Annotated in this window: 19 protein-coding genes and 1 tRNA gene; 12 read left to right on the forward strand and 8 right to left on the reverse strand. The window is 66.0% G+C overall.

Features of this window, described 5'->3' with window-relative positions; translation table 11 throughout:
- Window positions 1–79: 79 nt before the first annotated feature.
- Entirely contained in the window at window positions 80–994 is a 915-nt protein-coding gene (locus tag WA317_RS16780) for a DMT family transporter (protein ID WP_425174099.1), read from the forward strand.
- Between the two features lie 43 nt (window positions 995–1037).
- Complete coding sequence (locus WA317_RS16785) at window positions 1038–2921, forward strand: alkyl/aryl-sulfatase (RefSeq protein ID WP_425174116.1); 1884 nt, start codon at window positions 1038–1040, stop codon at window positions 2919–2921.
- A 16-nt stretch (window positions 2922–2937) separates the two neighbouring features.
- Here the strand turns inward: WA317_RS16785 and WA317_RS16790 are convergent, their stop codons facing one another.
- The 5 genes from WA317_RS16790 to WA317_RS16810 all read right to left on the reverse strand — a co-directional run bounded on the left by WA317_RS16790 (window position 2938) and on the right by WA317_RS16810 (window position 7854).
- On the reverse strand, window positions 2938–3909 hold the full coding sequence (locus WA317_RS16790) for an NADPH:quinone oxidoreductase family protein (protein ID WP_425174100.1): 972 nt from the start codon (window positions 3907–3909) through the stop codon (window positions 2938–2940).
- Entirely contained in the window at window positions 3909–4535 is a 627-nt protein-coding gene (locus WA317_RS16795) for a TetR/AcrR family transcriptional regulator (RefSeq protein ID WP_425174101.1), read from the reverse strand. The genes WA317_RS16790 and WA317_RS16795 overlap by 1 nt, the downstream gene beginning before the upstream one ends.
- On the reverse strand, window positions 4532–5851 hold the full coding sequence (locus WA317_RS16800) for an acyl-CoA dehydrogenase family protein (protein ID WP_425174102.1): 1320 nt from the start codon (window positions 5849–5851) through the stop codon (window positions 4532–4534). The genes WA317_RS16795 and WA317_RS16800 overlap by 4 nt, the downstream gene beginning before the upstream one ends.
- Before the next feature lie 174 nt (window positions 5852–6025).
- Window positions 6026–6799 carry an SDR family NAD(P)-dependent oxidoreductase gene (locus WA317_RS16805; protein ID WP_425174103.1) on the reverse strand — a complete coding sequence of 258 codons (774 nt, stop codon included), beginning with the start codon at window positions 6797–6799 and terminating at the stop codon, window positions 6026–6028.
- Window positions 6799–7854 (reverse strand): phosphotransferase family protein, encoded by a 1056-nt coding sequence (locus tag WA317_RS16810; protein ID WP_425174117.1) that lies wholly within the window; start codon window positions 7852–7854, stop codon window positions 6799–6801. Before WA317_RS16810 ends, WA317_RS16805 begins: the two co-directional genes overlap by 1 nt.
- 160 nt (window positions 7855–8014) lie before the next feature.
- On the opposite strand from WA317_RS16810, the gene WA317_RS16815 reads away from it, so the two are divergent.
- Complete coding sequence (locus tag WA317_RS16815; protein ID WP_425174104.1) at window positions 8015–8623, forward strand: hypothetical protein; 609 nt, start codon at window positions 8015–8017, stop codon at window positions 8621–8623.
- A gap of 27 nt (window positions 8624–8650) precedes the next feature.
- Here the strand turns inward: WA317_RS16815 and WA317_RS16820 are convergent, their stop codons facing one another.
- Window positions 8651–9070: a nitroreductase family deazaflavin-dependent oxidoreductase gene (locus WA317_RS16820; protein WP_425174105.1), complete on the reverse strand. Its 420-nt coding sequence runs from the start codon at window positions 9068–9070 to the stop codon at window positions 8651–8653.
- A 144-nt stretch (window positions 9071–9214) separates the two neighbouring features.
- Between WA317_RS16820 and WA317_RS16825 the strand changes: the two genes are divergently transcribed.
- On the forward strand, window positions 9215–9820 hold the full coding sequence (locus WA317_RS16825; RefSeq protein ID WP_425174106.1) for a histidine phosphatase family protein: 606 nt from the start codon (window positions 9215–9217) through the stop codon (window positions 9818–9820).
- A gap of 18 nt (window positions 9821–9838) precedes the next feature.
- Here WA317_RS16825 and WA317_RS16830 read toward each other — a convergent pair whose 3' ends face one another.
- Window positions 9839–10198 (reverse strand): LapA family protein, encoded by a 360-nt coding sequence (locus WA317_RS16830; RefSeq protein WP_425174107.1) that lies wholly within the window; start codon window positions 10196–10198, stop codon window positions 9839–9841.
- A 106-nt stretch (window positions 10199–10304) separates the two neighbouring features.
- Between WA317_RS16830 and WA317_RS16835 the strand changes: the two genes are divergently transcribed.
- The 5 genes from WA317_RS16835 (at window position 10305) to WA317_RS16855 (ending at window position 14413) form a co-directional block, all read left to right on the forward strand.
- Window positions 10305–11255, forward strand: coding sequence for an ABC transporter substrate-binding protein (locus WA317_RS16835; protein WP_425174108.1), 951 nt, complete (start codon window positions 10305–10307; stop codon window positions 11253–11255).
- Window positions 11252–12364: an ABC transporter ATP-binding protein gene (locus tag WA317_RS16840; protein WP_425174109.1), complete on the forward strand. Its 1113-nt coding sequence runs from the start codon at window positions 11252–11254 to the stop codon at window positions 12362–12364. The genes WA317_RS16835 and WA317_RS16840 overlap by 4 nt, the downstream gene beginning before the upstream one ends.
- 2 nt (window positions 12365–12366) lie before the next feature.
- Window positions 12367–13056: an ABC transporter permease gene (locus WA317_RS16845; protein ID WP_425174110.1), complete on the forward strand. Its 690-nt coding sequence runs from the start codon at window positions 12367–12369 to the stop codon at window positions 13054–13056.
- A complete protein-coding gene (locus WA317_RS16850; RefSeq protein ID WP_425174118.1) occupies window positions 13053–13802 on the forward strand; it encodes an ABC transporter permease in 750 nt (249 codons plus the stop codon). The genes WA317_RS16845 and WA317_RS16850 overlap by 4 nt, the downstream gene beginning before the upstream one ends.
- 83 nt (window positions 13803–13885) lie before the next feature.
- On the forward strand, window positions 13886–14413 hold the full coding sequence (locus WA317_RS16855; protein ID WP_425174111.1) for a putative glycolipid-binding domain-containing protein: 528 nt from the start codon (window positions 13886–13888) through the stop codon (window positions 14411–14413).
- Here WA317_RS16855 and WA317_RS16860 read toward each other — a convergent pair.
- Window positions 14379–15320: a prephenate dehydrogenase gene (locus tag WA317_RS16860; RefSeq protein WP_425174119.1), complete on the reverse strand. Its 942-nt coding sequence runs from the start codon at window positions 15318–15320 to the stop codon at window positions 14379–14381. The genes WA317_RS16855 and WA317_RS16860 overlap by 35 nt on opposite strands.
- Before the next feature lie 144 nt (window positions 15321–15464).
- Between WA317_RS16860 and WA317_RS16865 the strand changes: the two genes are divergently transcribed.
- The 3 genes from WA317_RS16865 to WA317_RS16875 all read left to right on the forward strand — a co-directional run bounded on the left by WA317_RS16865 (window position 15465) and on the right by WA317_RS16875 (window position 16562).
- Entirely contained in the window at window positions 15465–15986 is a 522-nt protein-coding gene (locus WA317_RS16865; protein ID WP_425174112.1) for a tRNA adenosine deaminase-associated protein, read from the forward strand.
- Window positions 15983–16441 carry a nucleoside deaminase gene (locus WA317_RS16870; RefSeq protein ID WP_425174113.1) on the forward strand — a complete coding sequence of 153 codons (459 nt, stop codon included), beginning with the start codon at window positions 15983–15985 and terminating at the stop codon, window positions 16439–16441. Before WA317_RS16865 ends, WA317_RS16870 begins: the two co-directional genes overlap by 4 nt.
- A 30-nt stretch (window positions 16442–16471) precedes the next feature.
- Window positions 16472–16562: transfer RNA gene (locus tag WA317_RS16875), tRNA-Ser, on the forward strand.
- The last annotated feature ends 2 nt before the right edge of the window (window positions 16563–16564 follow it).

Raw genomic sequence — 16564 nt, forward strand, 5'->3', positions numbered from 1 at the left:
GCACCTCGTCGTGTGATTTGGCCGGGATGGTGGAAACTCGCTCAGCCGCGCGGCAATCGAGCGGTTAAGGAGGTTGCCCGTGACGAAGGCGGAAGTCGCCGTGCTGCTCGCGCTCGGCGCCGCGTTGGCGTCGGCTATCGGCGGTGTCGTTCGTCAGCGGTCGGCGAAGGAGGTCACCGCCGAACCGGTCGGCACCCTGGCATTGTTTCGCCTGTCATTGCGGGACAGCCGGTGGTGGCTGGGCGGCGGGGGTGCGGTGGCTAACTATGCACTGCAGGCTGCCGCGTTGGCTTTAGGCTCGGTGATGCTGGTGTCGGCGCTGCAGGTGACCGCGCTGCTGTTCGCGTTGCCGATCTATGCGCGCATTACGCACCACCGGGTGACTCGCGGGGAGTGGATGTGGGCAGTGCTGCTGGCCAGCGCGGTCGCAGTGGTCCTCAGTTTCGGTAATCCGACGGCGGGCCATTCGCGGGCGCCGGTGCAAACCTGGTGGGTGGTGGCTGCAGTAATGGGCCCGGTGCTGGTGTTATGCGTGCTGGCGGCGCGGATCTGGTCGGGTCCGGTGGCCGCGGTGCTGTTGGCGTTCGTGTCGGGTTCGTTGATGGCGCTGTTTTCCGTGCTGACCAAAGGCGTGGTCAAGTTGCTTGAGCAGGGCATTCCGACGGCGCTGCACACGCCCCTGCTATACGGCTGGCTCGCGATTGCGGTGATCGGGATGATTTATCAGCAGGCTGCATTTCGGGCCGGTTCGCTGAGCGCGTCGTTCCCGACGATGACCGTGGCGAAACCGGTGGTTGCCTGGCTGCTGGGGATCGTCGTGCTCGGTGAGACCCTGCACCCCGGCGACGAAACGTTATTCGTGGTGGCCGCGGGGGCGGTGGTGACGATCGTGGCAACGGTGGCCCTTGCCCGCGGAGAGGCCGTCGCGGTGCAGACCAAAGCCGAGAACGAACAGCGCCGCGCGGACCAACCGACGGAGGCCCCGGCGCGCTGATCCGTGGGTTCTTTTCCGCTGGGACCGGCTTGGTGGCAGTGTCATCCCGGTGGACCCCAGGCACCCGACGGCAGTGATCGAATCGGCTCACCGCGACCATGTACGTGCGCTACCACTGGATGACACAGCGGACTTCGACGATGCCGACCGCGGATTCATCGCCGCGCTGTCCCCCTGCGTCATCAAGGCGGCCGACGGACGGGTGGTCTGGGACAACGATGCCTACGCGTTCCTCACCGGGGAGGCGCCGACATCGGTGCACCCCAGCCTGTGGCGGCAGTCGACGCTGGCCGCCAAACAGGGCTTGTACGAAGTGGTGCCAGGCATCTACCAAGTCCGCGGATTCGACCTTTCCAACATCACTTTCGTCGAAGGCGACTCCGGTGTCATCGTCATCGACCCGCTGGTGTCCACCGAGGTGGCCGCCGCGGCGCTGAAGTTGTACCGCACGCACCGCGGCGAGCGTCCAGTTGTCGCGGTGATCTACACCCACAGCCACGTCGACCATTTCGGTGGCGTGCTGGGTGTTACATCGCAGGCGGAGGTGGATGCCGGAACGGTCATGGTGCTGGCACCGGAAGGCTTCATCGACCATGCCGTTCAGGAGAACGTCTATGCCGGACCGGCGATGGCGCGTCGCGCCACCTACATGTACGGCTCGCTGCTCGAACGCGGCCCATCTGGGCAAGTGGGCTGCGGACTGGGCCAGACGCCGTCGACCGGCGAAGTGGCCGTCATCGTCCCGACTGTCGATATCTGCCGCACCGGTGAGATCCACACCATCGACGGAGTCGAGATCGAGTTCCAGATGGCGCCCGGCACCGAAGCGCCTGCCGAAATGCACTTCTACTTCCCACGATTCCGCGCGTTATGCATGGCCGAGAACGCCACCCACAACCTGCACAACCTGCTGACCCTGCGCGGCGCGCTGGTGCGCGACCCGCACGCCTGGTCGGGGTATCTCACCGAGGCGATCGACACTTTCGCCGACCGCACCGAGGTGGTATTCGCTTCGCATCACTGGCCGACGTGGGGACACGAGCGCATCGTGGAATTCTTGTCACTGCAACGCGACCTGTACGCGTATCTGCATGATCAGACGTTGCGGCTGCTCAACCAGGGTTACACCGGTGTGGAAATCGCCGAAACACTGCGGCTGCCATCAACGCTGGAAGAGGCCTGGCACACCCACGGGTACTACGGCTCGGTCAGCCACAACGTGAAAGCGATCTATCAGCGCTACATGGGTTGGTTCGACGGCAACCCGGCCCGGCTATGGCCACATCCACCCGAGGCGCTGGCCACCCGGTATGTCCAGGCAATGGGCGGCGTCGACCGAGTCGTCGAGCTTGCCAAGGAGGCTTTCGGCAACGGTGACTTCCGTTGGGCGGCAACGCTGCTGGACCATGCGATATTCGCCGACAGCTCGCATGCCGGCGCGCGGGGGTTGTATGCCGACACGCTGCGGCAGCTGGCCTACGGCGCTGAGAACGCGACGTGGCGCAACTTCTTCCTGTCCGGGGCAACCGAGTTGAGCGACGGCAACTTCGGCACCGCAACACAAGTCACCTCACTGTCATTGCTTTCGCAGCTGACGGCGGAGCAGATTTTCGACGGCCTCGCCACCAGCGTCAACGGGCCGCGTGCATGGGACCTGGACCTCGCCATCGACATCTTCTTCGCCGACCTGGAAACCAATTACCGGATCACCCTGCGCAACGGCGTGCTGGTGTACCGCAAAGTATCCGCCGACTCCGCCACTGCGGACGTGGGGGTGAGCCTGACCGGCAAGGTGCGCCTACTCGCGGCGGTGATGGGCGACCTCGATTCGCCAGGGCTCGACGTGTCCGGCGACCAGGCGGCCCTGGAGGCATTTCTGGGTGTCCTCGACCGGCCCGATCCGGCGTTCAACATCGTGACGCCCTAGCCGAACCCTGTGACAATCAAGCGACGTCGATGACCACTTTGCCGAGCGCCTTGCGTTCGGCGACATACCGCAACGCTGTCGCGGTCTCGGCCAACGGGAAACGGGCGCCGATGTACGGGCGGACCCAGCCGCCACCGAACATCTGTGCCAGCTCCTGCAGGTCGCGTGCCGCCTCGGCTGGATGATCGGCCGAGAAAGTGCGGATCTCCATGCCGCGGACCGTGATTCCCTTCAACAAGACGAGATTGAGCGGAATCGCGGGAATCCTGCCTGTGGCGTACCCGAGGGTGACGAAGACCCCGCCGCGGCGCAAACCGCGCAGCGCAGGCTCGGAGTAGCGACCGCCGACCGGGTCGATGATCACCCGGGCGCCCCCGTCGGTGACCTCGCGGATGCGCGACTTGAGGTCTTCCCGCTCGTAGTCGACAGTCGCTTCGGCGCCGCGCTGTCGGCAGACCTCGAGTTTTTCGGCGCTTGACGCCGCCGCCAGCACCCGGGCCTTCATCGCGACCGCGAGATCCAACGCGGCCATCCCGACTCCGCCCGCGGCGCCGAGTACTGCCACCCAATCTCCTTCTGCTACTTGCGCAACCGAGCGCAGCGCGTGGTAGGCGGTGCGGTAGGTGACACCGAACGCCGCGGCCGAAGCGAATCCCACACCCTGCGGTATGACCACCGCCGAGCGCGCGTCAAGAAGCGCCAGTTCCGCGAATGCGCCGGTCAGCACCGACCCGTACACCCGATCACCGAGCTCGAACGGCGCTTCTGGGCCCACGGCGACCACCTCGCCTGCCAGTTCGCTGCCCGGCGTGAACGGCACTGGAACCCGCACCTGATACTTTCCGGCGATCAGCAGCACGTCGGGGAAATTCACCGCCGCCGCGCGTACCCGCACCAGTAGGTTCCCGGCTCCCGCCTGCGGGTCGGCGACGTCTTCGATCACGAGATCTTCGGGAGCGCCGTAATCAGTGCAGAGCACCGCACGCATCAACGGATCCTTTGCCGCGGCACACCGAGCCCACTCAGGCAGAACCGCACCAGATGCTCGACGTCAGCGCTGTTCGGACGCTCGCCGGAACCCACGTAGCGCCGCAATGTTGCCGCCGTGCAGTTGAACACGGCATCGGCGTCGCGCTGAACGTCGTCGCTGCCCAACGCGGCGACCGGCTCAGTGAGCAGATCGCGCAGCGGTCCCATGATCTCGTCACCGGCTGACCGCAACCCGGCGCCGGCCGACAGCTGTCCTGCCGCCGCTCGGCTCATGCTGATCAGGTGGGGGTCGGCGACCTGTGCCAGGGTGCCTTCGATCCAGCGGGCAATCTGATCGGCCGATTCTGACTCCTTCGCCATCTGATGCTCGAGGTAGGACACCACAATCGCCACGCCGCGTTCCATGACGGCCAGGATCAGGTCGTCCTTGCCGGCGAAATAACGGTAGAAGGCCTTGTTCGACGAGCCGGCCTCGGCAACGATGTCGCTGACTCGCGGCGGCTCCGGCGCAACCTTTTCCATCACCCGCACCGCGGCCGCCAGGATGCGTTCGACTTCCTCGGTCGCGCCGCGGTGACGGTCGTCGAGAGCGCGGTCAACGGCCGCGGCCACTCGGCTGGTCACGGTGAAACAGGCAGTGCCGGAACCCGGTCGACGAGGTCGCCGTATTTCGCTTTGACCGCTTCGACCCGGTTGTCCAACAGTTCGCTGGGCCACTCTGGATCCTCGGCTTCGTAATTCTTGAGCAGCATCCGCGCCAGGTTCACCTTGTGCGCTTCGGTAGGTCCGTCGGCCAGCCCGAGCGCGATACCGCCGAGCAGCACCATGGTCAACGGAAGTTGATCGGTGAGCCCCAGCGCGCCGTGCACTTGAATCGCGCGCAGCCCGATCGACTTGAGCACTTGCGACGCCAGGATCTTGCAGACCCCGATCTCAGGGCGCGCCGCGTGCTCGCCGGCGGTGTCGATCAGCCAGGCGGCGTGCAGCACTGTGAGCCGAAAAGGAATCAGCTCGCTGTAGGAGTCGGCGATGAACGCCTGCACCAATTGCTTGTCGGCGAGCGGACTGCCCTGGGTGAATCGGCTTTTCGCGCGGCGGGCCATCATGTCGACAGCGCGTTGCGCCATCCCGATGGAGCGCATCGCGTGGTGCAGCCGGCCCCCGGCCAAACGTGCCTGCAGGATGAGAAAGCCTTGGCCCGGCTCGCCCAGTAAACCATCGGAGGGCACCCGCACACCGTCGTAGCGCACCAGCGAATGGCCGGGTTCGTGGGGCAGGGCACCGGTCAGGTGGTGGGTGGCCTCGACCACCAGCCCTGGTGTGCCTGCCGGCACCAGGAACGTCGACGCGCCGCGGTGAACCGGGACGTCCGGCTCGGTGATCGCAACGACGATGAAGAACGAAGCCACCGATGCGTTGGACGAAAAGTACTTGCGCCCGGTGATCACCCAGTCGGCATCCTCTTCCGGGCCGGCACGGCGGCCCGTGGTGGTGAACACTCGCGGGTCTGCACCGCCTTGCGGCTCGGTCATCGAGAAGCAGGAGAAGATTTCGCCGGAGAGCAGGCCGGCAAGATAGCGGTCCTTTTGATCCTGGGTGCCGAACCGGGCCAGGATTTCGGCGTTGCCGGTGTCAGGAGCCTGAGTTCCGAAGACGATCGGCGCCCACGGGCTGCGGCCGAGTATTTCGTTGATCAGCGTGAGCTTGACCGCGCCGAAGCCCTGCCCGCCGAGGTCGGGCCCCAGATGCGGCGCCCACAGCCCCTGGTCGCGGACCTGTTGTTTGAGCGGGTCGACGATTCTGCGCCGCTCGTCATCCAGCGGCAGGAATTCGCAGCCGGGGAACAGCACCTCCAGCGGCTCCACCTCCTCACGAACGAATTCGCGGATCCAGTCGAGCTTCTTCTCGAACTCCGGTTCGGTGGAGAAATCCCATGCCATGTCGACTCCTCAGATTCATTGGCGGCGACCCGCTGCGCCCGGCACCGCCACGCTTGCGATCGCCGCTAGGTTTGTCACGGTGACCCGCTGCGCCCGGCTCCGCCGCGCTTGCGATCACCGCTAGGTTTGTCACGGTGACCCGCTGCGCCCGGCTCCGCCGCGCTTGCGATCACCTCAGGGGATCCCGCCGTCGGCCCGCACGATCGAGCCGGTGGTGAAGCTGGACGCGTCCGACGCCAGAAACAGTGCCGCGCCCACAATTTCTGCCGGGTCCCCGGCCCGTTGCAAGGACAAGTGGCCGAACGGGTTCTGTGTCGCCTGCTCGAGGTGCCAGGCTTTGCTGACGTCGGTCAGGAACGGGCCGGCCATCAGTGTGTTGACCCGCACCGTGGGCCCCAGTGCCCGCGCGAATCCCTCCGTCATCGCATTGAGCCCCGCCTTCGCCGCGGCGTACGGAACGATGTCCGCGCCGGGGCGCAGTGACCCACTCGAGCTGACGTTGATGATCGATCCGCGGCCCGCAGCGACCATTCGTTCACCGACCAGCGCCGACAACCGGAACGGCCCTTTGAGGTTGAGGTTGACGACGGAGTCGAAGAATTTCTCGGTGACGTTGGTCAGCGTGTCGTAGACCGGTGACATGCCGGCATTGTTGATCAGGGTGTCGACTTTGCCGAACCGCTCGTACGTCGCCTCGACCAGCCCGTCGAGTTGTTCCCAGCGCCCGACGTGCACTTGGTAGGCCATCGCCGAACGCCCGGTTTCGGCCTCGATTTCCTTGGCGGTGTCGACGCAGTTGTCGATGTTGCGGCTGGCGATCACGACATCCGCACCACACCGGGCGGCCGCGAAAGCCATCCGTCGCCCCAAGCCGCGACTGCCGCCGGTGATCAGCACCACTCGATCGGTGAGGTCGAAAAGGCGCTCTGCATAAGACGTATCAGCCATCAGCGGGCCCTGCTCGGTAGCGTTCGGGTCAGCTCGGCGGCCGTGGCGATCAACTGCAAAATCATCGGGCCGAACGCCTCGGTGATCTTTCGGTCGACCCCTCCTTGTCCTGAGCCGGTACGGATCCCGGCGGCGTAGGTCTTCTCCAGCACGATGCCGAGCTTCCAGTTGGCCAGCACCAGGTAGTAGTCGATGTGCTCCGTCGAAAGTCCGCTGACCTTTTCGTAGTGCTCGAGCAACTCGCTGCGCGTCGGCATGCCGGTCAAATCGAGGTAGAAGCCGTCATCGCGGGGATATTCACCGTCATAACCCAGCAGGCACCACGCCAGGTCCAGCAGCGGATCACCGACGGTGGTCATCTCCCAGTCCACGATCGCTGCTAACGTCGCCGGTGCACCATGGGCGAACATGACATTGGCGAACTGGTAGTCGCCGTGCATGATCCCCGGCGTGTAGTCCTCAGGGCGGTTGTGGCGGAGCCACTCGGCGGCCGCCTCCAGCCCCGGAAGGTCGCGAACCCGGTACGCGTCGAGAAAAGCCAGCCACCGATCGACCTGGCGCTCATGGAATCGGTCCGGGCGGCCGAATCCCTCCAGGCCGTGCGCACGCCAGTCCACCCGGCCTAATTTGGCGGCACCGTCGACCAGTTCGAACGCCAGCCCTCGGCGCTGTGCCGGATCGGTGTCGAAAGGAGCCGGCCAGCCGCCGTCCATGGGGCTCCAGCCGTCGATCGCCTGCATGACATAAAACGGCATGCCCAACAGATGACCGGCATCGTCCGCGGCGATCAGCCCGGCGTGGGGCACATCGGTGCTCGACAGCGCCCGCACCAGCCGGATCTCGCGCAGTAGGCCCTCGACTCGGGCGGCGTCCGCTCGGGCGCCGGGCATCCGCAGCACCATGCGTTGTCCGCCCCGCTCGATTCGGTACAGGGCGTTCTGTGAACCACCGCTGAGTGGTTCGAGCACCGGTTGTTCACCGGTACCCGGGGCGTTCTGGGCATCGAGCCATCGGCCCAGCGCCGTCGCGTCCGGCTGTGGTCCGCCGCTCGTCATGGTCACGGGAACACCTCACTCTTCGTACGGAGAATAGCATTCTCCAGCCTTGGCTGGGCCTGTTTGCCGCCGCCCGATCGGCATATCAACAACCTTGCTGTATATCAACTAGCTTGATAACCTGGCTTAGACTCTGGAAAAGCGTGGAAGGAAGTTAGTGATGGTTTTTGGTGGCTTTACCGGCGGGCCCGGCTTTGGTGGCCCAGGTTTTGGCGGCCCCGGGTGGGGCGGACACGGCGGACCTGATTTCGGTTTCGGCGGCCCCGGCGGTCCGGGCCCTGGCGGAGCCGGCGGTCCGAAGTTCGGCGGGCGTCGATCCCGACTCAAGAGAGCGGCGTTCGGCACCCTGGCGCTGTTGCTCGACGGTCCGGCGGACGCCGCCCAGATCGTGCAGCGCACCACCGAGGCGACCCACGGGGCCTTCACTCCGCCACAGGAGGTGGCCGAGCTGGCGATCGGCCTACTCGCCGGTCGCGGCTTGGTGACAGTGGACAATGGTGTCGCCACGCTGACCGAGCTCGGCAGGAATCTGCTGGCGTGGCGTGGTGTCAGCAGCGAAACCGCCCACGCGTTCTTCGCCCGCGCCGCCCAGTTCGGTGACGTCATCAAGATCCGCAAGGAGCTACGCGAGCTGGCGGGCCTCGCGCGCACCATCACCTGGTCCGGCACCGACGAGCAGAAGGAGAAGCTCACCGAGGCCAAGGCCAAGGTGTTGGCCGCGCTGACCGAGGCCAAGAAGTCGTTGTATGGCGCGCTCGCCGAAAGCTGAGCCCCGACACCTGCGGACGCAGCTGGGTTACGCCTTCGGCAGTTCGAAGACGGGAATGACGCGGTCGGTCTTGGACTGGTAGTCAGCGAAGCCCGATGCTGCCTTCGTGATCTGATCGAAGGCAGCATCGCGCTCGGCGCGTGGTAGCTCGCGGGCGTCGACGTCGTAGGCGTCGGAGCCGATCTCAATGTGGGCGCGCGGATGTGCCCGCAGGTTGTGCACCCATGCCGGGTCGACGTCGGCCCCTGCATACGAGCCGACGATCAGCAGCTTGCCGTCGGCGGGGAAGTACATCACGGGATTGACGTGCTGTTTGCCGGACTTGGCGCCAGTGGTGTGCAGCAACAGCAGGGTGGCGTTCTCGAAATCGCCGCCCACCTTGCCGCCGTTCGCGCGGAACTCCTCGATGATCCGGTCGTTCATCGAGGTGTCGGGTCGGTCGCTCATCGGTCCTCCGGTTCTTCGGTGCAACTCGATTCTGCCGCACAGTTACCGCTGTGCGCGGCCGGCGCACTGCCGGCAGGCGCGATTCAGCGATCTGATTATCTACAGGGCAGCTTCGCGGCATCCGCGCGTCGACAGGAAGGCTCCATGCAACTGCTTCTGGTCCGGCATGCGCTGCCGTTGCGCAGTGAGCACGGCCAGGGATCCGACCCCGCGCTGTCCGGTGCAGGACTCGAGCAGGCCCACCGTCTGCCGGAGGCGCTGGCCAGATTTCCCATCAGCCGGCTGGTGAGCAGTCCGCAGCGGCGCGCCGTTCAGACCGCGGAGCCGGTCGCGGAGGCGCGCGAACTGGGCGTCGAGATCGACGAGCGCTTCGCTGAGTATGACCGCGAGATGCCGGTGTACATCCCGGTCGAGCAGCTGCGCGAGGAGAGGCCGGCGGACTGGGCCCGGATGGCGCAGGGACACCTGCCCAGCTCCGTCGACGAGGCCGGCTTCCGCCGCCGGGTCGGCGCAGCAATTGCCGAAGTGGTGAGCAAGTCCGCGCCCGAGGACACGGTGGCGGTGTTCAGCCACGGCGGCGTGATCAATGTGGTGCTGCACGAGATCCTGGGAACCAGGCGCTTGCTGTCGTTCCCGGTCGACTATGCGTCGGTGACCCGTCTGCTGTTCTCTCGATCCGGTGCGGCCACCGTTGCCGGCGTCAATGCGACCGAGCATGTTTGGGATTTGCTGCCGCGCAACCACCGTTGACAGCAGTGCCGATCCGTCTCAACCCCGTGCTATCAGATCCTTCTTCGCAGCACGGCGCAGTTGGAAGATGCGCGCGGTTCCGGCCAGCACGGTGATCAACCCGCCGAACACTGCCGCCAGCAGTATCGCCACCCCCAGCGGCATGCTCCAGCGCCAGCCAAGGAAGGCGAACTGTGGAGACGTGGTGTTCTGGGAGATGAAGACCAGCAGCACGATAAGAATCAGGAAGCCGACGGTCAAAGCCGACCACACGGCGCCGGCGCGGGTGAACCTGGCCGACTCTGGTGTCGTTGCCACTGCACTTACCGGAGGCACCTGTGCGGACGACGACGTCACGGGAGCCCGTTTCTCGGGCGGTACAGGATGGTCGGTGCTCATAAAGCTATGTTTGCCCTTTCCGCGCCGGAAAGAAACCGAACGCCGCAAAACGCCCATGCTGAACTTACTCGGCACTGCTCACGTCGTGGCTATAGTGTCGGCTGCTATGACGATGCTGCGACGGTGCGCCGCCGCGCTGCTCGCTGCGACTACGATGCTGTTGGCCGCGGGTTGTGGCAGCTCCAACCCGCTCGGGGGGAACACGGCCGCCGTCAAGTCCATCATCGTCGGCTCCGCCGACTTCCCGGAGTCGAAGGTCGTCGCCGAAATATATGCACAAGCATTGCAGGTCAATGGCTTTCAGGTTGGCCGACGGCTGGGTATCGGCAGCCGCGAGACTTACGTTCCGGCGCTGAAAGACCATTCCATCGACTTGGTGCCCGAGTACATCGGCAACCTGTTGCTCTACTTTGAGCCCGACGCCACAGTGACGTTGCTGGATGCCGTTGAGCTCGAGCTCTACAAACGGTTGCCCGGTGATCTGTCGATACTGACGCCGTCCCCGGCTTCGGACACCGACACCGTCACCGTCACCGCGGCGACCGCCGCGATGTGGCACCTGACATCGATCGCCGACCTGGCAGCTCATTCCGAGGAAGTGAGATTCGCCGCTCCGTCGGACTTTCAGACTCGGCCGGAGGGGTTGGTGGGCCTGCGGCAGCGGTACGGGCTTGATGTGCGGCCCGGGAATTTCGTCGCGATCAGCGACGGCGGCGGCGCGGTCACCGTACGCGCCCTGGTGGACAATACGGTCACCGCGGCCAACGTCTTCAGCACCTCACCGGCCATCCCGGCGAATCACCTGGTTGTCCTCGATGACCCCGAGCACAATTTCCTGGCCGGTAACATTGTGCCGCTGGTCAATTCGCAGAAAAAATCGGACGTGCTCAAAGATGTGCTCGACGCGGTATCGGCGAAGCTGACCAGTCCGGCGCTCGCCGGCCTCAACTCCTCGGTGTCGGGTAACTCCGGTGTCGACCCGGACGAGGCGGCACGCAAGTGGCTGCGCGACAACGGCTTCGACCACCCGGTGAAGCGAGGAACGGTCACAGGTTGATCAGCTTCGACCACGCCACCAAAACGTATCCGGATGGCATTGTTGCGGTCGACGATCTGACGGTGCAGATACCGGCCGGCTCGTTCACCGTCTTCGTCGGACCGTCCGGGTGCGGCAAGACGACATCGATGCGGATGGTCAATCGGATGGTGGAACCGACCTCGGGGACCGTGCTGGTTGACGGTGCAGACGTGTCGACGGTCGATCCGGTGAAGCTGCGCCTGGGCATCGGCTATGTCATCCAGAGCGCCGGCTTGATGCCGCATCAGCGGGTGATCGACAATGTCGCAACGGTTCCCGTACTTCGCGGGCAGACCCGGCGTGCCGCAAGGCTGGATGCATTCCGGGTCCTCGAGCAGGTCGGGCTCGACCCCAAACTCGCGACCCGCTACCCCGCGCAACTCTCCGGAGGCGAGCAGCAACGCGTCGGCGTCGCCCGCGCACTGGCGGCCGACCCGCCGATCCTGCTGATGGATGAGCCGTTCTCGGCCGTCGACCCGGTTGTCCGCAGAGATTTGCAACGCGAAATGCTGCGCCTGCAAGCTGAATTGCACAAGACGATCGTGTTCGTCACCCATGACATCGACGAGGCGGTCCGGCTGGCGGATCTGATAGCCGTTTTCGGACCCGGTGGATCGCTGCAGCAATACGACGAAGTTGCGCAACTGCTCTCGCGCCCGGCCAACGACTTCGTGTCCAAGTTCGTCGGGGTCGGCCGGGGGTACCGGTGGCTGCAGCGGCTGGACTTGACCGGCGTGAAACTGCACGACATTCCGCAAATTTGCGAGGCCGACTTGGCGGCTGGTCACGACGGTTCGACAGTCGACGGTTGGGTGTTGGTCATCGACGGTAACGGCACCCCGCTGGGCTGGATCGACACCGACGGCATACGACGGCACCGAGGGGGCGCGCCGCTGTCCGAAACCTTGGCCGGCGTGGGTGCGCTGCTTCGCCCGGACGGAAACCTGAGCCAGGCCCTCGACTGCGCACTGTCCTCACCGGCGCCGATGGGTGTCGCCGTCGACTGGGCGGGCAAAGTCGTCGGTGGTGTGCTGGCCGCTGATGTGGTGACCGCGTTGAACTCACGAAAAGCCGAAGGTCAGGCCTGAGCGTGCATTACCTGCTCACCCATCAGAGCGCCGCGTGGGCGTTGACCCTGGTCCATCTGCGCCTGTCCTTACTGCCGGTGCTGATCGGTCTCGCCATCGCCCTCCCGCTGGGGGTGCTGGTGCAGCAAACCACGGTGCTGCGACGCCTGACCACCGTGACGGCCAGCGTCGTGTTCACCATTCCGTCGCTCGCACTGTTCGTGATGCTGCCGCTGATCATCCCGACCCAGATCCTCGACGAGGCCAATGTGACCGTCGCGCTGACCCTCTACACCGCCGCACTTCTGGTGCGGGCCGTTCCAGAGGCGCTGGACGCCGTGCCGGCACAAGTGCGGGACTCGGCGATCGCGATCGGCTACAAGCCGATCGCACGCGTGCTGAAAGTCGAATTGCCGCTGTCGCTTCCGGTGCTCGTCGCCGGCCTCCGGGTCGTCGTGGTCACGAACATCTCAATGGTCGCGGTCGGATCGGTGATCGGAATCGGCGGTCTGGGAAGCTGGTTCACCGAGGGTTTTCAGGCCGATAAGAGCGACGAGATAGTCGCTGGCATCATCGCCGTCTTCGTACTCGCCATCTCCATCGACTTGCTGATCATGCTGGCCGGGCGCTGGGCCACCCCGTGGAAACGCACGGCAGGCCATGGCGGATGGCCGCGACCGTCCAGATCGCCGATCGTGGGCGGCGCGAGGTGAACTTTCTGGCGGAGGCGATCGCCTACATCTTGACCGCCGACAACTGGCTCGGCCCGGTCGGACTGGCGACCAGGATCCTCGAGCATTTGGAATACACCGCTGCGGCTGTTGCGGTTTCGGCCCTGATTGCCGTCCCGATCGGACTGCTGATCGGGCATACCGGTCGCGGTGCGCTGGTCGTGGTGAGTGCGGTCAACGGGCTGCGCGCGCTGCCGACGCTGGGCGTGCTGTTGCTCGCGGTGCTTCTGTGGGGGCTGGGGTTGCTGCCACCGGTCTTGGCGTTGATGCTGTTGGGCATTCCGCCGCTGCTGGCCGGCGCTTACGCAGGGATATCGAACGTCAACGCCGCGGTGGTGGATGCGGCACGCTCGATGGGCATGACCGAAACGCAGGTTTTGCTGCGCGTGGAGTTGCCTAACGCGCTGCCGCTGATCCTGGGCGGGCTGCGCACTGCGACGCTGCAGGTGGTCGCCACGGCCACCGTCGCTGCCTACGCCAGTCTCGGCGGACTGGGCCGACTGCTGATCGACGGCATCAAAGTGCGGCAGTTCCACATCGCTGTGGTCGGCGCACTCATGGTGGCCGCATTGGCGCTGATTCTCGATGGTGGGCTGGCATTCGCGGTGTGGCTGTCGGTGCCCGGAACCGGTCGATGGCGTCGGCGGCCCACAAAGGTCGCCGCGATCGGCGATGAGTCGGCAGCGTCACAGTCGGCTGCGAAACCAGCCGCCGCCCGCCTAGAGTAGACCCGGTGAGCCCCGCCGAGACCGACGCGAGAAAGAGCCCGTTTCCTGCGATCCTGACCTGGCGGTCGCCCGACGCTTCCCGAATGGAATCTGTGCGAGTGCAGTTGTCCGGCAAGCGAATCAAGGCCAACGGCCGCATCGTGGCCGCCGCGGCGGACACCCATCCGGCGTTCGGCGTCTACTACGACCTGCTGACCGACGAGGCCGGTACGACCAGGCGACTGGGGCTGACCGTGACGCTCGCCGAGCGCGAGCGGGTGCTATCCATTGCACGTGACGAAGAGAATATGTGGCTGGTGACCGACCACCGGGGCGAGTCACGGGCCGGCTTCGACGGGGCGCTGGACGCCGACCTGGTCTTCAGTCCGTTCTTCAACGCGTTGCCGATCCGTCGCTGCGGTCTTCATGAGCACGCCGAGTCGGTCTCGTTGCCGATCGTCTATGTGAACCTTCCCGACATGTCGGTGGGTTCGGCGACCCTCACCTACAGCAGCAGCGGCCCGGACAGCGGCGACGGCATCAAGTTGCACTCGCCGGTCGCCGACACCACGGTCACCGTCGACGCCGACGGTTTCATCATGGATTATCCAGGCTTGGCAGAGCGGATCTGATCACCCCGCCGGCCCGGCCGGCCGCGGCCAGTTCTTCCCGCCAATCCGGCGCACCGATGAAGACGGTGACGATCTCCGGGCGCGGAAAGCTGTCGTAGCGGATTCGTGCCGCGTGGCCCGCTTCGACCAGCTCGCCGACCGAGTTGTTGCTCGCCAGTGCCTCTCGGGCGCGGCTGAGCAGATCGATGCTGTGGTCCAGGGCCGGCAGCAGCTGGCCGGAATTGGCCTCGCACATGGCCCGCACCAGATCCGGCGCACTGCCGGCCACCCGGGTGCCGTCCCGAAACGAGCCGGCGGCCAGCGCGAAGGCCAGCGGCACTTCGGCCGCCGTGACCGCGAGCGCCTCGGCAAGCAGGTGTGGCAGATGCGAGATCGCGGCCGCCGCAGCGTCGTGGTCGGCCGACCGGGCCGGCACCACTACCGAACCGCAGTCCAAAGCCAGCGTCATCACCGTCGTCCACACCCGTGGATCGACATGGTCGTCGACGCTGACCACCCACGGTGCCCCGGTGAACAAGCTGGCGTGGCCGGCGGCCCAACCCGAATGCGCTGTACCCGTCATCGGATGACCGCCGACGAACCTCGCCTGCAGTCCGGCGGCATTCACTTCGTCGAGTACGGCGGATTTGACACTGGTGACGTCGGTCAGCGCACAGTTCGGAGCCGATTCACAGATGCGCGCCAGCAAAGGCCGCAGTGCCGGCACGGGAACGGCCAGCACAATCAACGCGTCGACTTCGGCGGCCCGGTTGAGCGTCTCGGTGATGTCCGTGGTGGCAACGAAACCGTCGTAGCGGGCGGCCTGCACGCCTTCCACCGACCGGTTGTAGCCGAACACGTCATAACCCGCTGCGTCCGCGGCGCGCATGATCGAGCCGCCGATAAGTCCCAACCCCAGCACGCATATCGGTGTCTTGGAAACAGGGCTAGCCACACTTCCAGGTTGGCACATCTGCGACGGTCGGGGAGCCGCCGCGCCATTCCGGTGACATCGGGGAGGTGTTGCGATCTGCTGGCCAAAGGTGCTGGTCAGGTACTAGCCTAAGCGCCCATGGGAGCACAGCGGGCTTCAGCGCCGGGCCCGTCCGCCGATGTCCCGGACGGCTTCGGCGTAGCGGTCGTGCGCGAGGACGGCCAATGGCGTTGCTCTGCGATGGGCCCCAAGGCACTGATCAGTCTGGCGGCCGCCGAAACGGAGCTCCGTGAACTGCGCAGCGCGGGAGCCGTGTTCGGGCTGCTCGACGTCGACGACGAATTCTTCGTCATCGTGCGACCGGCGCCCTCGGGAACGCGACTGTTGTTGTCGGACGCGACCGCGGCGCTGGATTACGACATAGCCGCCGAAGTGCTGGAGAATCTCGACGCTGACATCGACCCGGAGGACCTTGAGGACGCCGAGCCGTTCGAGGAGGGCGATCTGGCATTGCTGGCCGACGTCGGGCTTTCCGATGCCGTGCTCGGAGTCATTCTCGACGAGTCCGATCTGTACCCCGACGAACAGTTGGGCCGCATCGCGCGGGAAATGGGCTTCGCCGAGGAACTGTCGGCGGTGCTCGACCGTCTCAATCGGTGAAATCTGACGACGACCTGATCCGCGCCGCTTTGGCCGTCGCGGCTACGGCGGGACCACGGGACGTGCCGGTGGGTGCGGTGGTATTCGGCGCCGACGGGATGGAACTGGGGTGCGCGGTCAACGCTCGGGAGGCACTCGGCGATCCGACCGCCCACGCCGAGATCCTCGCCATTCGGGCGGCGGCCGGTGTGCTCGGCAATGGCTGGCGGCTGGAAGGAGCCACGCTGGCGGTCACCGTCGAGCCCTGCACGATGTGCGCAGGCGCGTTGGTGCTCGCCCGGGTTGCGCGATTGGTGTTCGGCGCGTGGGAGCCCAAGACCGGGGCGGTCGGCTCATTGTGGGACGTGGTGCGGGACCGGCGGCTCAACCACCGCCCGGCCGTGCGGGGCGGGGTGCTGGCCGAGGAGTGCGCCGCGCCGCTGGCGGAGTTCTTCGCCCGGCAGCGGTTGGGGTGAGTGGCCCGCGGTTGGCGTAAGCTGCCCTGCGGTGGCGTGTCCGAGCGGCCTAAGGAGCACGCCTCGAAAGCGTGTGACGGGTAACCCCCGTCCGAGGGTTCAAATCCCTCCGCCACCGCCAAA

It is taken from the genome of Mycobacterium sp. (assembly GCF_049802695.1).
GTDB lineage: Bacteria > Actinomycetota > Actinomycetes > Mycobacteriales > Mycobacteriaceae > Mycobacterium.

Excerpts from the sequence above, each read along its gene's own strand:
- WA317_RS16790 (WP_425174100.1), bottom strand. The coding sequence starts at position 3,909 with ATGCGTGCGGTGCTCTGCACTGATTACGGCGCTCCCGAAGATCTCGTG.
- WA317_RS16800 (WP_425174102.1), bottom strand. The coding sequence starts at position 5,851 with ATGGCATGGGATTTCTCCACCGAACCGGAGTTCGAGAAGAAGCTCGAC.
- WA317_RS16805 (WP_425174103.1), bottom strand. The coding sequence starts at position 6,799 with ATGGCTGATACGTCTTATGCAGAGCGCCTTTTCGACCTCACCGATCGA.
- WA317_RS16810 (WP_425174117.1), bottom strand. The coding sequence starts at position 7,854 with ATGACGAGCGGCGGACCACAGCCGGACGCGACGGCGCTGGGCCGATGG.
- WA317_RS16815 (WP_425174104.1), top strand. The coding sequence starts at position 8,015 with ATGGTTTTTGGTGGCTTTACCGGCGGGCCCGGCTTTGGTGGCCCAGGT.
- WA317_RS16820 (WP_425174105.1), bottom strand. The coding sequence starts at position 9,070 with ATGAGCGACCGACCCGACACCTCGATGAACGACCGGATCATCGAGGAG.
- WA317_RS16825 (WP_425174106.1), top strand. The coding sequence starts at position 9,215 with ATGCAACTGCTTCTGGTCCGGCATGCGCTGCCGTTGCGCAGTGAGCAC.
- WA317_RS16830 (WP_425174107.1), bottom strand. The coding sequence starts at position 10,198 with ATGAGCACCGACCATCCTGTACCGCCCGAGAAACGGGCTCCCGTGACG.
- WA317_RS16835 (WP_425174108.1), top strand. The coding sequence starts at position 10,305 with ATGACGATGCTGCGACGGTGCGCCGCCGCGCTGCTCGCTGCGACTACG.
- WA317_RS16855 (WP_425174111.1), top strand. The coding sequence starts at position 13,886 with ATGGAATCTGTGCGAGTGCAGTTGTCCGGCAAGCGAATCAAGGCCAAC.
- WA317_RS16865 (WP_425174112.1), top strand. The coding sequence starts at position 15,465 with ATGGGAGCACAGCGGGCTTCAGCGCCGGGCCCGTCCGCCGATGTCCCG.